This is a genomic window from Microtetraspora malaysiensis (assembly GCF_050947145.1).
GTDB classification, from domain to species: domain Bacteria; phylum Actinomycetota; class Actinomycetes; order Streptosporangiales; family Streptosporangiaceae; genus Microtetraspora_A; species Microtetraspora_A malaysiensis.
This window is the reverse complement of the sequence record NZ_CP191998.1, coordinates 3376280-3392158: the sequence shown is the minus strand read 5'-3', so window position 1 is coordinate 3392158 and position 15879 is coordinate 3376280. Positions and strand designations below refer to the sequence as shown.

At 72.4% G+C, this 15879-nt stretch carries 8 protein-coding genes; 4 read left to right on the top strand and 4 right to left on the bottom strand.

Features of this window, described 5'->3' with window-relative positions; genetic code table 11:
• Positions 1-78 precede the first annotated feature (78 nt).
• From ACQP1V_RS16040 to ACQP1V_RS16025, 4 genes are all read left to right on the top strand, one after another.
• The gene (locus tag ACQP1V_RS16040; RefSeq protein WP_433423558.1) at positions 79-3582 is read left to right on the top strand and encodes a tetratricopeptide repeat protein; all 3504 of its coding nucleotides are present in this window, start codon (positions 79-81) and stop codon (positions 3580-3582) included.
• An 80-nt stretch (positions 3583-3662) separates the two neighbouring features.
• The gene (locus ACQP1V_RS16035; RefSeq protein ID WP_433423555.1) at positions 3663-5510 is read left to right on the top strand and encodes a serine/threonine-protein kinase; all 1848 of its coding nucleotides are present in this window, start codon (positions 3663-3665) and stop codon (positions 5508-5510) included.
• Positions 5507-7072 carry a serine/threonine-protein kinase gene (locus ACQP1V_RS16030; protein ID WP_433423552.1) on the top strand — a complete coding sequence of 522 codons (1566 nt, stop codon included), beginning with the start codon at positions 5507-5509 and terminating at the stop codon, positions 7070-7072. Before ACQP1V_RS16035 ends, ACQP1V_RS16030 begins: the two co-directional genes overlap by 4 nt.
• Positions 7073-7089: 17 nt before the next feature.
• Positions 7090-8814 (top strand): hypothetical protein, encoded by a 1725-nt coding sequence (locus ACQP1V_RS16025; protein ID WP_433423549.1) that lies wholly within the window; start codon positions 7090-7092, stop codon positions 8812-8814.
• A 32-nt stretch (positions 8815-8846) separates the two neighbouring features.
• On the opposite strand, the gene ACQP1V_RS16020 is transcribed toward ACQP1V_RS16025, so the two are convergent.
• From ACQP1V_RS16020 to ACQP1V_RS16005, 4 genes are all read right to left on the bottom strand, one after another.
• The gene (locus ACQP1V_RS16020; protein ID WP_433423547.1) at positions 8847-10796 is read right to left on the bottom strand and encodes a CehA/McbA family metallohydrolase; all 1950 of its coding nucleotides are present in this window, start codon (positions 10794-10796) and stop codon (positions 8847-8849) included.
• Between the two features lie 132 nt (positions 10797-10928).
• Positions 10929-11894 carry a methylmalonyl Co-A mutase-associated GTPase MeaB gene (gene meaB, locus ACQP1V_RS16015; RefSeq protein WP_433425848.1) on the bottom strand — a complete coding sequence of 322 codons (966 nt, stop codon included), beginning with the start codon at positions 11892-11894 and terminating at the stop codon, positions 10929-10931.
• Between the two features lie 2 nt (positions 11895-11896).
• Positions 11897-14014, bottom strand: coding sequence for a methylmalonyl-CoA mutase (scpA, locus tag ACQP1V_RS16010; RefSeq protein WP_387411247.1), 2118 nt, complete (start codon positions 14012-14014; stop codon positions 11897-11899).
• Positions 14011-15840 carry a methylmalonyl-CoA mutase family protein gene (locus ACQP1V_RS16005; RefSeq protein WP_433423544.1) on the bottom strand — a complete coding sequence of 610 codons (1830 nt, stop codon included), beginning with the start codon at positions 15838-15840 and terminating at the stop codon, positions 14011-14013. The genes scpA and ACQP1V_RS16005 overlap by 4 nt, the downstream gene beginning before the upstream one ends.
• Positions 15841-15879: the final 39 nt, after the last annotated feature.

The window sequence follows — 15879 nt, the reverse complement described above, 5'->3', positions numbered from 1 at the left end:
CCATTGGCGTCAGACCCTCTTCACCGAATGCTGTCAGATGCGTTGCGGCCGCCGCCGGCAGGCGCTGTGATTGGGAGCATGGCGAACCCCCCTCGCTCACTCCAGGATCTCGTGCGCCGCCGGCAGCAGGCCGGTTTCGTCGGCAGGGAGGGCGAGCTGGCCTTCTTCCGCGACAACCTCGACCTGCCGGTCGAGGACGAGCGCCGCCGCCTGCTGTTCTCGATCCACGGCGACGGCGGGATGGGCAAGAGCTTCCTGATCGGCCGGCTCAAGGACGTCGCGCGGGAGCGGGGCCGCCTGATCGCTGGCGTCGACGAGAACGCGTTCGGCGTCGTCGAGGTCATGGAGGGAATCGCCGCCCACCTCGACCAGCAGGGCGTCAAGCTGAAGCGGTTCTCGCGCGAGCTTGAGACGTACCGCAAGCGCCGGCACGAGACCGATCTCGGCTCCGAGGACGGCGTGGCCGCCACGCTGACCAAGGCGGCGACCAAGATCACGACGGGTGCGGTCGAGACGTTCGTCCCCGGCGGCAATCTGATCGGCAAGGCCATCGACCCCGACCAGGTCAACCACCTCCGCGCGGCTGCCGTGGACCGGCTGCGCAAGCGTGACGACGCCCGGCTCGTGGCGTCCCCGGTGGACGAGCTCACCCCCGCCTTCCTTGAGGGCCTGCGAGACGCGGACAAACCCCTTGCCCTCTTCTTCGACACGTACGAGCGGACGGGCGTCTACCTGGACGACTGGCTGCGGGCGATCCTGGACGGCCGGTACGGTGACGCCCCGCTGGAGATGATCGTCACCGTGGCCGGACGCCGCCCTCTCGACCCGCACCGCTGGGCACCGTACCTCGGGGTGGTCGCCGACCTGCCGCTCGTCGCATTCACCGAGGTCGAGGTGCGGCAGCTCCTCGCGCAGAAGTCGGTGACCGACGAGACGGTGATCGACGTCATCCGCGCCGTCTCCGGCGGCCTGCCGCTGGGCGTGGCGATGCTGGCCGAGCAGCGGCCGAGCGCACCCGACGCGGTGAAGGACCCCTCGGGCGGCCTGGTGGACCGGTTCCTGCAATGGGAGCAGGACCAGGAGAAGCGCGACTTCGCGCTCGCCGCGGCGCTGCCGCGCCGGCTCGACCAGGACGTGGTCGCCGTGCTCGTCGACGACGGGGCCGACCCCGCCGAGCTGTACGGCTGGCTGCACGCGCAGAGCTTCGTCTCCAGTACGAGCGGCCGCTGCCAATACCACGACGTCGTCCGTGAGCCGATGATCCGGCTCGCCCGGGGCAGGTCGCGGCAGCGCTGGGAGCAGTCCCACCGCAGGCTCGCGGAGTTCTATCGCGAACGCCGTACCGGGATGGGGCTCTCGGGCAAAAGCGGCTGGGCGGACCGCGACTGGGAGGGTCGTCTGCGGGAGGAGTCCTACCACTTGCTGTGCGCCGACCCGGCCAGCGGCCTCCCCGAGGTCCTGCCCAGGGTGATCCGCGCCACGATGGAGAACATGGCGACGGCGCGTGGATGGGCGGAGACGATCGCCGCCGCGGGGCGCGACGCCGACGCCGACAGGCTCGTCAGGCTCGCCCGCGTCCTGCAGCGCAGCGTGGCCGAGACAGGCGACCTCGTCGGATTTCTGGACACGGCACTCCGGCACCCCGCGTTTCCCGACGACGGGAGAGCACACGCCTACCAGCACAGAGGGGTGCTGCTCAGGAACGCGGAACGCTACAACGAGGCCCTGCACGATTTCACCCGGGCCATCACCTTGGACCCCGCCCTCAAACGCGCGATAGCCGGACGAGGCGATACGTACCGGCTCGCGGAGCGATACGAGGACGCACTGGCCGACCTGACCCGTGCGATCTGCCTCGAACCCGACGAAACCTGGCTCCTGATACGCCGCGGCATGACCTACAACGCGCTGAGACGTCACGACGAGGCGGTGGCGGACTACAGCCGCGCCGTCGAACTCGACCCCGATGACGCCTGGAGTTTCGCTCAGCGAGGGATGACCTACCTCAAGCTCGAACGCCGCGAAGAGGCACTCGCGGACCTCACCGCGGCCATCCGCCTCAAACCCGACTACGAATGGGCCATCGCCAACAGAGCGAACGCGTACCGGCACCTCGGCAGATATGACGACGCGCTCGTCGACTTCAACCGCGCCATCCAGCTCGAACCCGAGGACACCTGGAACCTCAGACATCGAGGGATGACCTACCACGCGCTCGGACGCCATGAGGAGACACTCGCCGACTTCAACCGCGCCATCCAACTCGACCCCGATGACCCCTGGGACCTCACGTATCGGGGCCTCACATACCAGGCGCTCGGACGCCATGAAGAGGCACTCGCGGACCTCACCGCAGCCATCCGCCTCAAACCCGACTACGAATGGGCCATCGCCAACAGAGCCGAGACATACCGGCGACTCCGCCGATACGACGACGCACTCACCGACTTCGACGAGGCGATCCGCCTACGCCCCGATAACGCATGGGCCATCGGCAACAGAGCCAATACGTACCGACTGCTCGGCCGGCACCACAACGCACTCACCGATTTCAACCGCGCGATCCAACTCGACCCCGATGACCCCTGGGACCTCACGTATCGGGGCCTCACATACCAGGCGCTCGGACGCCACGATGAGGCGCTCACCGACTTCACCGAGGCGATCCGTCTCAAACCCGACTACGAATGGGCCATCGCCAACAGAGCGGACATATACCAGCACCTCGGCAGATATGACGACGCGCTCGCGGACTTCGACCGCGCCATCCAACTCGACCCCGACAACACCTGGAACCTCGGGCACCGAGGCCTCACCTATCAATCTCTGGGGCGTCGGGAAGAGGCGCTCGCGGACTTCGACCGCGCCATCCAACTCGACCCCGACAACACCTGGGCCCTCGGGCATCGGGGTGTGACGTACCGGTCACTGGGGCGTCGGGAGGAGGCGCTCGCGGACTTCGACCGGGCCCTGGAGCTGGCGCCGTACGACGACTCGTTCGCGCTGGAGCGCTTCATGACCTGCGGCGTCGCGCTACCGACGGAACACGGATACCAGTGGGTGGCCGACGTCGAGGCCACCGAGGCGGAAAGCGGAGATCTCGTCGGGTCGGTGCGGGAGTGGCTGGTCTCCGCCGGGATGGTCTCTCCCGATGTCGCCGGCTTCCGCTTCGAGGCCAAGGGAGTGCATCTCTGGCGCGACGCGGACGGGCCGGGCCATCGGCCGTCGGGGGTGGCGTTCCACAGTGGACGGATGATCTGCTCTCCGGAGAAGGGCGAGTCGGTCACCTGTCCCGGGTGCGGGGACCGGACGGTCCTGCGCGCGGACAGGGTCGCCGCGTCTGAGTGGGACGAGTTCGTCCTCCCCATCTACGACTGGCCATCCGGGCGGCGGCCGGAACGGACCTGCCGAAGTTGCGGCGAGCACAGGCCGCTGTCCGAGTGGCACATCGAGGAGCCGTGGGCGTTCGCGCACGTCGCGGTGCGATTCTGGAACCGGCCACCGCTGACGGCGGAGTTCCTGGACGCGCTGTCCGCACGCCTGGGCGGGCACCGCCTCGTCGTGCTCAGCGGCCACCGCTGACCACGCATCGGAGATAACAGGATTTCTTCAGTCACGACTACCCCAGCGTCCACATAGGCTCGATCCACTATCCTCCCGATATGCCCGAGTCCTCTGGGGGACGACTCGCCTCTCGTTACCTCCTGCGCCGTCAACTTGGCAGTGGCGGGATGGGCACGGTCTGGCTGGCCTGGGACGAGATGCTCCAACGCGAAGTCGCGATCAAGGAGCTCCGCCTGCCGGACGGCCTCGACGAGGCGGAGCGCGCCCACACCGTCGAACGCGCCGTACGCGAGGCGCGGGCCGCCGCGCGGGTCCGGCACCCCGGCATCGTCAGCCTGCACGACGTGCTGGTCGAAGACCGGCGGCCATGGATCATCATGGAGCTGCTGCGCGGCCGTACGCTCGCCGACGAGGTCAAGGAACGGGGGCCGCTGCCCCCGGAGCGGGCCGCCCGCGTGGGCGCGGAGGTGCTCGACGCCCTCCGGGAGGCGCACGCGCACGGCATCCAGCACCGGGACGTCAAACCGGCGAACGTCTTCCTCAACGAGGACGGACGTACGATGCTGACCGATTTCGGCATCGCCCGGCTGGAGGGTCAGGTCACGCTGACCGCGGCCGACACCACGATCGGGTCACCCGGCTTCATCTCTCCCGAGCGGCTCGACGGCGCCACCGGCGGACCTGCCTCCGACCTGTGGTCCCTCGGCGCGAGCCTGTATCTCGCGACCGAGGGCGCCCCCGCGTACGACGGCGGACCCGTCGAGCGGATCCATGCCACGCTGGCCAACAGGACTCCCCCGCCTCCGCGCCGCGCGGGCGCCCTGGGGCCGCTGCTGATGTGGATGATGGACCGCGACCCCGCGGCTCGGCCGGACACCGCGACCGCGCTCCGGCTGCTCATCGACATCTCCGAGGGCCGCTCCCCCACGCTGTCGCCCGTCCCGGCCGCTCCGGCGCCGATCCCGCCCGCGTCCTTCGGGCCGTACAACGAGCCGATCCCGCCGGGGCCGGTCGCCCCCGGGCCTGGCTATCCGGGGCCGCAGAGCGGCCAGGGCGGCGCGCCGTTCGCGGGCGCCACCGGCTACCCCGTCTGGCAGGGCGCGGGAGGGCCGGGCCATCCGGTGGGCGTCGCCGACCACTCCAACCCGCACAACGTCGTCCACCAGCCCGGCCCGCACGACCCGTGGGCCGCCGCTCCGGGCATGCCGAACGCCGCCGTTGACGTCGCCTTCCCGGGCGCCCCGCACGGACCGCGTACCGGCCCCACCCACCCGGCCGTGCCGAACGCGCCGGGAACCGCCGATCCCCCGGCCACGAGACGGCGCATGCTCCTGGGGGGCGCGGTCGTGGCCCTGGTCGCGGCGGTGGCCGCGACCGTGGCGTTCGTCGTGCTTCCGGACGGCAGCGCGCAGAAGGCACCGTCGTTCACGCGTCCCGTCGACTTCTGCGCGCTCCTCACCTCCGAGCAGGTCCACGAGGTCGTCCGTACGGCGCCGGCGCCGAAGGGCGCGGTCTCCGGGGCGGGCTGCGAGTGGGCGGTCAGGGGCGAGGGGATCAGCCTCATCCCGAAGAAGGACTCCGACACGCCCGACCCCTGGGCCATGACCGAGGAGTCCTCCAGCCTGCTGTACGAGAGCCTCGCCAAGAAGTACGCCAAGGGGCTCAAGGGCGACTGGAAGTGGAAGGAGATCGGGCAGACACGCCCGATCGCGTTCGTGCAGACCGCTCCCCGGCCCGTCAAGGGCGTGGGAGACGAGGCGCTCGCCTACGAGTTCACGACGGCGCAGGGCCACACGTTCGGCGGCGTGGTGCTCTTCCGGCTGGGCGACCTCGTGGTCGAGGCCGCCTACTCGACGCTCTCGACCACCCCCACCGACGACGACATCCGCAGCGCGGCGCTCTCCGTCGCCCGCATGGGCGACGCCGCGCTGCGCACGAAGGGATGAGCAGCGTGCTGCTGGCCGGTCGATACCGCCTGCTCGAAACCCTCGGCGAAGGCGGTGCGGGCACCGTCTGGCGCGCCAGGGACGAGATGCTGCACCGCGACGTCGCGGTCAAGGACATCCGCGTGCCACCCGAACTCACCGGCGAGGCCAGGCGCGCCTTCGGGGGGCGGGCGATCCAGGAGGCCCGTTCCGCCGCCAGGCTCAGCCATCCGGCCATCGTGGTCATCCACGACGTCGTCGTCGACCGGGACCGGCCGTGGATCGTGATGGATCTGATCCGCGGCCGCTCGCTGGACCATGTGATCAAGAACGGCGGGCCGCTGCCCGCGCGCCGGGTCGCCGAGATCGGGCTCCGCCTCCTCGGCGCCCTTTCGGCCGCGCACGCCCAGGGGCTCCTGCACCAAGACGTCAAGCCCGCCAACGTCCTGCTCGACGAGCACGGCCAGGCCCTGCTCGCCGACTTCGGCATCGCCCTACCGGCCGCCACCGGCGACACGTCCGGATCCGCCCCCGACGCCGGCCGGGAGACGGCCGCCTGGCTCACCACGGCGGGTTCTCCCGGGTACGCGGCGCCGGAACGGCTTTCCGGCGGCGCCGCGACACCCGCGTCCGACCTGTGGTCGCTGGGCGCCACGCTCTATACGGCGGTCGAGGGGCGCGCTCCATTCGCGCGTGAACTGGCCGCCGCCGTGACCGCCGCGATCCTGCTGCGTCAGGCACCGGCGCCCGAGCGGGCGGGGCCCGTGCTCGGCCCGCTCCTGCTCGCCATGCTGGCCAAGGACCCGGCGGCCCGTCCCTCCCCGGACGCGATCCGGGAGGCCTTGCGCGCGGTCGCCGCGTACGACCCCGCCCCCGCACCGGCCGCGCATCCCACGGCCGGTGTGCTCTCCGTGCCGGCCGACCCGTCGTCACCGGTGTCGGGCACCCTGCCCACCGCGCCCTCGCGGCGCGGTAGGGCGCGTCCCGCCAAGCGGAGGCCGCTGCTGATCGCGTCCACCGTGCTCGTCGCCCTGGCCGCCACCGGCACGGCGGGCTGGCTCGCCCTGCGGCCGGACGCCTCTTCAGCAGGGAGCACGAGCGGCGCGGCTCCTTTCGCCACGGTGCCCGACCCGTGCGCCCTGCTCACGGACGCCCAGGCGACCGAGCTTCTCGGCGGCCCCACCGAAACCTCGGCGGCGGACGGCGAGTGCGAGTGGCGGTTCCGCCAGGACGGGATCGTCTGGCGCAGCGTCACCCTGCTGCTCCGGACCGAGCACAGCGGGGAGGCCGCCCAGCTCTCCCTCGCCTCCCGCCGTTCCGTTCAGGCGTCCGTCAAGGGGACCGCGTTCCACGAGACGACGTCCGGGGTCCGGGACGTACCCGGCGCCGGCGCCGAGGGCTTCGCGCAGGACGTGTCGAACGCCTTCCAGAAATCCACCACCAGCACGGTCTGGTTCCGCGTCGGCAACATGATCGGCGAGGTCCGGTACCACCAGCTGGACGGCCCCGCCGTCACCCCCGCCGCCCGGCGTACGGCGGAGCGCGCCGCGAAACTCACCGCGGAAGCGATCGGTCGCGCTTGAGCCCCCGAGGAGAGCACATGGACAGCCAGGAAAACGGCCCGCGCGATCCGAACGAGGCCGAGGACGGCCGTCCCATGACGCCCTGGCCCGGCCACCCGAGCCCGCCGCCGGACGGCCCGGTCCCGGGCTCCGCGCCGCCCTGGCCGAACGGAGCGGCTCCGGGCCCCATGGCACCCGGCACGCCCGGCGGCCCCTCGTCCCCGCCTTCGTGGCCGTACGCGGCGAACGGGCAGAACGGCCAGAGCGGACCGGGCGGACCGGGCGGACCGGCGGGCCCCGGCCTGCCGGGCGCGCCGACGGGGCCGACGGGGCTGGGCGCGCTGGTCGCGCCGATCCCCCCGCGCCGCCGTAGCAAGCTGGTCCCGGCGGTGGCCGCCGCGACCGCGCTGGTCGCCGCCGCTGCCGCGACCGCCTTCTTCGTGTTCCGTGAAGGGGACAGCGACGCCGCCGCGCGCCCGGCGAGCTCCACGCCTTCGCCGCATGCCACGCTCGCCGCGCCGGACGCGTGCGCCATGCCGCGCCACGCCACCGTGGAACGGCTGGTCCCCCAGGCGAAGAGCACCAAGGACACCCGGGACCACCGGGATGACACCGGCTACATCAGCTGGGTCTGCACCCTGCGCAACGACAACTTCTCCTTCGGCGAGTACGTCCGCTCCCGGAGCATCGAGATCGAGCTGACCCGCTACGAGGCGGACGGCGAGCTCACCGCCGTCCGCGTCGCCCGCAACTCCTACGACGCCGAACTGACGGGGGGCAAGTACGCCGAGACCCACTCGACCAAGGAGAACTACAGCTCCAAGGTGCGCACCCTGTCCGGCGTCGGCGAGGAGGCGTTCGCCCGCTACACGTGGGCGCGGGACGCCAAGAGCAACAACAACATGTACTCCTACGGCCAGGCGATCGGCCGCGTCGGCGACGTGGTGATCGAGGTGAAATACCAGGCGAGCCAGCAGCGCAAGGACGCGCCGATCTTCTCCACGGACGGCGTTCAGGGGGTGAACGAGGAGAACGCGCTGCGCGAGGCCTCCACGCTCTTGGGCGAGGTCGCGGCGTCGGTGACGACGTGGCGAAACGGCCGCGGCCCGGCGAGCACGACAGGCGATCCGGGCGGGACGGACGCCGCCGGCTCGACCCCCGAGGCGTCGCCGTCGGCCACCGCCTCCCCGTCGCCCACCCCGATCGCGATGCCCGCCTTCTGCGAGCAGGTGTCGGCGGTCGCGCAGCGTTACGTGCCGCAGGCCACCCAGAAGGCGACCCAGATCCAGGACGCCTCGTCCACCAGCACCGACTGCGTCTGGATGAACCGCGAGTTCCCCGCGGGGGCGAAGACGCGGCTGCGCAGCGTGATGATCACCGTCCAGCGCTTCACGAACCGGGTCGGCGCCGAGGACCCCAACGGCGCGAAGAACCGCTTCATCGACCAGCGGGCCGAGGGCCGGAGGATGGCCGGGAGCGGCTTCGGCGGCATGTTCTCGTACACGTCGATCGACATCAAGGGCCTGGGCGACGCCGCTTTCCGCCAATACCGGACCAACCGGACGCCCACCGTGCACGCCGGGATCGGCCAGGTGGCCGTGCGGTACGGCTCGGCGGTCGTCACGGTCGACTTCTTCGGCGCCGATCGGCCGGAGGGTACGCCGCTGAACTCTCCCAAGTCCACCCTGATGGGCGCCAAAGAGAGCCTGGCCGGCGCCCTCACCGTGGCGCGGGCGATAACGCAGGCCCTCGCCGCGGGCTGACCTCACCGGGAAGGGGCCCGCGGCGAGGGCGGTCAGAGGCGGGCCCGGTAGACCGCGCGTGCCTTCTCGATGAGGTCAAGGTGGTCGCGGAGCTGCCCCTCGCCCTCCAGCCGGGCCTGCCCGCGCACCAGTTCCTCCAGCAGGACCAGCCAGCGCAGGCACCAGCGGACGTCCTCGCCCCTGGCGACGTGCCGTCCGCCCACGTCCAGATAGATCGGGCTGGTGTGCGCGTACACCTGCCGGTGCAGGGAGCGGCGGTGGCCGCCGCCGGAGGCGACCGCGACGAGGTACGTCGGCTCGGTCACGGTGAGCGCGGCGGTCAGCTCGCCTCCGCCGCCCTCGGCGAGCACGCCGTCCGCGGTGCGGATCTCGACCCGCTCCACCTCGGGGCCGATCGCCCTGGCCCGCACCGTCACCCGGTCGCCCGGGGACAGGTTCAGGGTGTCGCCGATCTGGTGGCCGTCCACCGACAGCTCCAGCCACGGCCCGGTGGTCGCGAAGGTACGGCCGCGCCGCACCGCCGTGGCGTACGCCTCCGCGGTGAGCGGGCCGTCGAGCCGGGCGTAGACGCGCTCCCAGCCGGGCGGGCTGGACACGGTCTCCTGCCGGGTGAACGAGAGCATGGAGTCGGTGCCGGCCAGCGCGGTGAGCCGGTTGCCCGCGCCGATCAGCCGCCGGTAGACCTCGACCGTGCCCTCGATGTCGGAGAAGTGCAGCAGCTCCATGCCGTCCACCAGGCCGAGCGCGGCGTCGACCACGACCGCCCTGGCCGAACAGTTCCTGCGGCCTTCGGCGATGATGTCCTCCGGCGTGGCGATGGAGCGGTGGAAGGGGTGGGCGTAGCCCAGCACCGCGCCCGTCTCCCGCATCTCACCGCAGGCGGCGCCGTTCGGCGGCCAGTCGGCCTCGTCGCCGAAGCCGGTGTGGTACCGCATGGGCGGGGCGGTCACCCCGAACGCGTGGACGTGCCCGAACAGGTCGTTGCGGTACTCCACGCCCATCCGGGCGATGTGTCCGGCGTCCGACCAGGGCAGGTCGCGTCCGGCCCAGTGCTGGAGCGCCTCCCGGTCGTAGACGCGCTCGCCGGAGACGTTGCCCGCGACGAGGTTGAGCACGTGCAGGTCCTCGCCGTGCTGCATCAGCGCGGCCGCGGCGGGCGGGGCGACCAGGTCGCCGGCCCAGTTGAGGTGCACGTGCAGGTCGGCGCCGTACCAGCCGCGGGCGGCGGCGTCGTAGATCCGCTCGGGGGTCAGCTCGACGCGCGTCTCCCCCCACGGCTCGGGCACGACGGTCGTCTCGGCCCAGTCGTACTCCATGCCCCGGGTGACCTGGACGGTGAGAGGCTCGGCCGGGACGTCGAGCACGAGGTCGTCGCCGTGGAAGAACGGCCGGCCGTGGTAGTCGAGCCGGCGCGGCACGCCCTCGGGGTACCAGCCCTGGCCGCCCTTCGATGTCACGCTCCACCGGCAGGGGAAGCCGGCGCGCAGCCGCAGCCGCGACGGCACGGCATGGCGGCGGAGCGGGGACAGGTCCACCGGCACGCCGTCCACGGTCACGTGGGAGTCGCTGCGGACGTCCACCAGCAGCGCGCCGCGGGCCGCGATCTCGTACGGCCTGCCGTCCACGGTGACGGCGGTCGCGGTGTCGCGCGAGGAGTCGACGACGAGGGTGACCTCGACCGGGCGGGCGGCCACCACCGCGTGAACCGTCCCGGGGTCGAAGCGGTGGCCGTGCGGGGTGACCCGGAGGGCGACGAGCCCGTCCGGCAGGGTCTCGCCGAGCACGTCCCGGAAGGCGGCGTCGAGGTCGGCTCCGGGGGCCACGGACATCCGCTCGGCCTCCTTCGGAAACCGAAGGAAGGTCATCATCCGGACGTAGTCGAGCGGCGGTTCACCCCAGGTGAGACCGTGCTCGGCCAGCAGCGCGCCGTACTCCTCGAGCGCGCGTGCCACTGCCGGCGGCAGCAGCGGGTCGTGATGCATGGTGCCTCCCCGTTCGTCGACAACGGGGCCATGGTGACATCACAACCTGCGCGGAAATCCGCGCGCCGGCGGCGCTCCTCACCTGGGGGTAGCGGTCTATAACACCTGGGAGGAAATCACGCGTCCCGCTTGTCACAAATCCCCGGCCGGACCCGAAAACACGGCGAGGATCCGGTCCGCGGCCTGGCCGGGCGTGAGGCTCCCGTCGAGCACCTGCCGCTCGATCTCCGGGGCGATCGAGGCGGTCTTCTCGTGCAGCCGGGCGAGCAGCCGGTCACGCACCAGCGCCCACGTCCACTCGACCTGCTGGCGACGCCGTTTGCCCGCCAGGTCGATGCCCTCCTGGTGGCGTACGACGTGCTTCCACAGCTCCTCCAGCCCGGCTCCGGTCAGCCCGCTGCAGGTCAGGACCGGGGCCGTCTCCCCGGATCGCAGGAACCGCAGCGCCCCGGCGAGCTCGCGCGCGGCCTGGCGCGCGGCCACCTCGTGCTCGCCGTCGGCCTTGTTGACCGCGATCACGTCGGCCAGCTCCAGGACGCCCTTCTTGATGCCCTGGAGCTGGTCGCCCGTACGGGCGAGCGTGAGCAGGAGGAACGTGTCGACCATGTCGGCGACGGCGGTCTCGGACTGCCCGACGCCGACGGTCTCCACGAGCACGATGTCGTAGCCGGCCGCCTCGACGACGACCATCGCCTCCCGGGTGGCCGCGGCGACGCCGCCGAGGGTGCCCGCGGTGGGGGACGGCCGGATGAAGGCGTTCGGATCGGTGGCCAGCCGCGCCATCCGCGTCTTGTCGCCCAGAATGCTGCCCCCCGAGCGCCGCGACGACGGATCGACGGCGAGCACCGCCACGCGGTGCCCGCGCCCGGTGAGGTGGGTGCCGAGAGCCTCGATGAACGTGGACTTCCCGGCCCCCGGCACCCCGCTGACGCCCACCCGCCGAGCCTTCCCAGCGTGCGGGGTCAGTTCGGCGAGCAGGCGTTGCGCGAGATCGCGGTGGTCGGCGCGAGTGGACTCCACCAGCGTGATGGAGCGGGCGATCCACCGCCGGTCGCCCGCCAGCACTCCGGTGACGTAGTCGGTGAGCGCGTTCCCCATGGTCACGTGCGGGAGAGGGCGCGCAGCAGGTCGAGGGCGGCGTCCGCGATCACGGTGCCGGGCGGGAAGATCGCCGCCGCTCCGGCCTCGCGGAGCGCGTCGAAGTCGCCCGGCGGGATCACGCCGCCGACCACGATCATGACGTCGTCCGCGCCGAGGTCGTGCAGCGCCCGCTTCAGCGACGGGACGAGGGTCAGGTGCCCGGCGGCGAGCGACGAGACGCCGACGATGTGCACGTCGGCCTCCACCGCCTGGCGCGCGACCTCCTCCGGCGTCTGGAACAGCGGGCCGACGTCGACGTCGAAGCCGAGGTCGGCGAAGCCGGTCGCGATCACCTTCTGGCCCCGGTCGTGCCCGTCCTGGCCCATCTTGGCGACCAGGATCCTCGGGCGGCGGCCCTCGGCCTTCTCGAACTCGGCGCATGCGGCGCGGACCTCGTCCACTCCCTGGCCCACCTCCTCGCGGTACACGCCGGAGATGGTACGGATCTCCGCGGCGTGCCGTCCGAACACCTTCTCCAGCGCGGCCGAGATCTCACCCACGGTGGCCTTGGCGCGCGCCGCGTCCACGGCCAGCTCCAGCAGGTTCCCGCCCTCGGCCGCCGCCCTGGTGAGCGCGTCGAGCGCGGCGTCCACGTCGGCCTGGGAGCGCTCCTCGCGCAGTCTGCGGAGCTTCTCCAGCTGCTGCTCGCGCACCGCCGTGTTGTCGACCTTGAGCACCTCGATCGGCTCGTCGGCCTGCGGGCGGTACTTGTTGACCCCGATGACCGGCTGGTGGCCGGAGTCGATGCGCGCCTGGGTGCGGGCCGCCGCCTCCTCGATGCGGAGCTTGGGCAGCCCCTGGTCGATGGCGCGGGCCATGCCTCCGGCCCGCTCGACCTCCTGGATGTGCCCCCACGCCCGCGCGGCGAGGTCGTTGGTGAGCCGCTCGACGTAGTACGAGCCGCCCCACGGGTCGATCACCCGGCAGGTGCCCGACTCCTGCTGGAGCAGGAGCTGCGTGTTGCGGGCGATCCGGGCGGAGAAGTCCGTCGGCAGGGCGAGCGCCTCGTCCAGCGCGTTGGTGTGCAGCGACTGCGTGTGCCCCTGGGTGGCGGCCATCGCCTCCACGCAGGTCCGTACGACGTTGTTGAACACGTCCTGGGCGGTCAGGGACCAGCCGGAGGTCTGGCTGTGCGTGCGCAGGGACAGCGACTTGGGGTTCTTCGCCCCGAAGCCGCGGACCAGCTCGGCCCAGAGCAGCCGGGCCGCGCGGAGCTTGGCGACCTCCATGAAGAAGTTCATGCCGATGCACCAGAAGAACGACAGGCGCGGCGCGAACGCGTCGATGTCCAGGCCCGCGGCCACCCCGGCCCGCAGGTATTCGACGCCGTCGGCGAGGGTGTAGGCCAGCTCCAGGTCGCAGGTCGCCCCGGCCTCCTGGATGTGGTAGCCGGAGATCGAGATGGAGTTGAACTTCGGCATCCGCCGCGAGGTGTACGCGAAGATGTCGGAGATGATCCGCATCGACGGGCCCGGCGGGTAGATGTAGGTGTTCCGGACCATGAACTCCTTGAGGATGTCGTTCTGGATGGTCCCGGCGAGCTGCTCCGGGGCCACCCCCTGCTCCTCGGCCGCCACGATGTAGAGCGCGAGGATCGGCAGGACCGCGCCGTTCATGGTCATCGACACGCTCATCCGGTCGAGGGGGATCCCGTCGAAGAGCTGCCGCATGTCGTAGATCGAGTCGATCGCGACGCCGGCCATGCCGACGTCGCCCGCGACCCGGGGGTGGTCGGAGTCGTAGCCCCGGTGCGTGGCCAGGTCGAACGCGACCGACAGGCCCTTCTGCCCGGCGGCGAGGTTGCGCCGGTAGAACGCGTTCGACTCCTCGGCCGTGGAGAAGCCGGCGTACTGGCGGATCGTCCACGGCTGGTTGACGTACATGGTGGGGTACGGCCCGCGCAGGTACGGCGGAATGCCGGGGTAGGTCTCCAGGAAGTCGATCCCCTTGAGGTCCCCGGCCGTGTAGAACGGCTTGACCTCGATGCCCTCCGGCGTCTCCCAGACCACGCCGTCGACGTCCGGCACGGTCCCCGCCCCGGAGCCCAGGTCGATTCCCGAGAAGTCAGGGATGGTCATCGGGTCACTCCCAGATCGTCGAAGGTCGTGCGGAGCACGCCGAGCGCGTCACAGCCGGCGTACACACGGTCGTCCACTCCCTCATACTCGCCCTTCCCGGCCAGCCACACGCGCCGAGCCCCCGCCTCGCGGAGCGCCGCCGCCACCGCCTCCGCGCGCTCGCCGTACAGGCGGTCGCTGGAGCACAGGCAGGCGACCGGCGTGCCGGCGTCGCGGAACGCGGCGGCGATGGCGGCGGCGTCGGTGCCCGGCCCGCTGGTCACGGTGGCGACGCCGCCGGCCGCGAAGAGGTTGGCCGCGAACGACGCGCGCGCCGTGTGCACGGCGACCGGCCCGATCGTGGCGAGGAACACGGTGGGCCGCTCGTCCTGGGCGTCGGCGAGGTCGCGCAGCGCCTCGAACTCCTCGGCGTACCGGACGCGGGGCAGCCCCGCGCCGGAGGGGGCGCCGGCGAGGCCGTGGCCCGGCTCGCGCTCCGGCAGCCGCTCCGTCAGGTTGGGGAACTCGCTCACCCCGGTGATCGGGTCGCGGCGGTGGGCGACGCCGTCCGCGCGCCTGGCGCGGGTGGCGGCCAGCCGCTCGGGGACGAGCCGCTCGAGAGCGACGGCCATCCCGCCCGCGCGCTCGATCTCCTGGAACCACGCCCAGGCGCTCTCGGCCAGGTCGGCGGTGAGCCGCTCCACGTACCAGGAGCCGCCCGCCGGGTCGAGGACGCGCGCCACGCCCGCCTCCTCGAGGAGCAGCGACTGCGTGTTGCGGGCGATGCGCCGGGCGAACGCGTCCGGCAGGCCGAGGACGGCGTCGAACGGCTGCACGGTCACCGCGTCCGCGCCGCCGACCCCCGCCCCGAAGCAGGCCAGCGTGGTGCGGAGCATGTTCACCCACGGGTCCCTCTCGGTCATCATCGCCGAGGAGGTCACAGCGTGCTGGAGCTGCTCGCCGGGGCCGCCGACGACCTCCGCCACCCGGGCCCACAGCCGCCGCGCGGCGCGGAGCTTGGCGATCGTGAGGAACTGGTCGGCGGTGGCCGCGTAGCGGAACTCGAGCTGCCCGAGCGCCTGCTCGGCGGAGAGCCCCGCGGCGGTCATAGTCCGCAGGTAGGCGACGCCCGTGGCGATCGAGCAGCCCAGTTCCTCGGCGTCGCCCGCGCCCGCGTCGTGGTACGGCAGGGCGTCGACGACGAACGTCCGCAACGCCGGGAAGTCGCGCGCGCAACGCCGCAGAAGATCACTGGCCGCATCGGTCGCGCGGGGGAAGGCGTCCTCGCGTCCGAGGTCGAATCCGGGCGCGACGCTCGCGCCCCGGGCGCGGGCGCCGAGCGGGTCGAGGCCGAGGTTGCCGCCGGGAGGGGTCACGCCGCGCTCGGCGAGCAGGTCGAGGAACGCGGTCGCCGCCTCGTGCGCCCGGTCGCCCGCCTCCAGGACCACCGGGGCGAGGTCGAGGTAGACCCCGTCGAGCACCCGCGGCAGCGCCTCGGGGCCGATGGAGGACAGGTCCAGCCAGATGGAGGTGACGCCGTTCTCCAGGTCGGCCAGGACCGCCTCCCTGGTGACCGCCGGGTCCGGGTGCGCGTGGCGCTGGCGTACGTCCCAGGGACGGGCGGGCCGCACGACGCGCGGGGCGTCGGGCAGGTCGGAGGCGTCGTGGAGGGGGGCGATCGTCACGCCGTCGTACGTCGTGGAGGACAGCGCCTCCTCCGCGGCGGCGGGGACGGCGTCCTCGGGGAGGACGCCGGACTTCCTGAGGACTCCGAGCGCGAGCGTGCGCCACTGCTCCCGCGTGCCGGGCGGGAATCCTGCGGCGAATTCAAGAGGCGGCACCGTCATGCGAGGGATGCTAGGCGCATCGTCCCCAGAACATATATC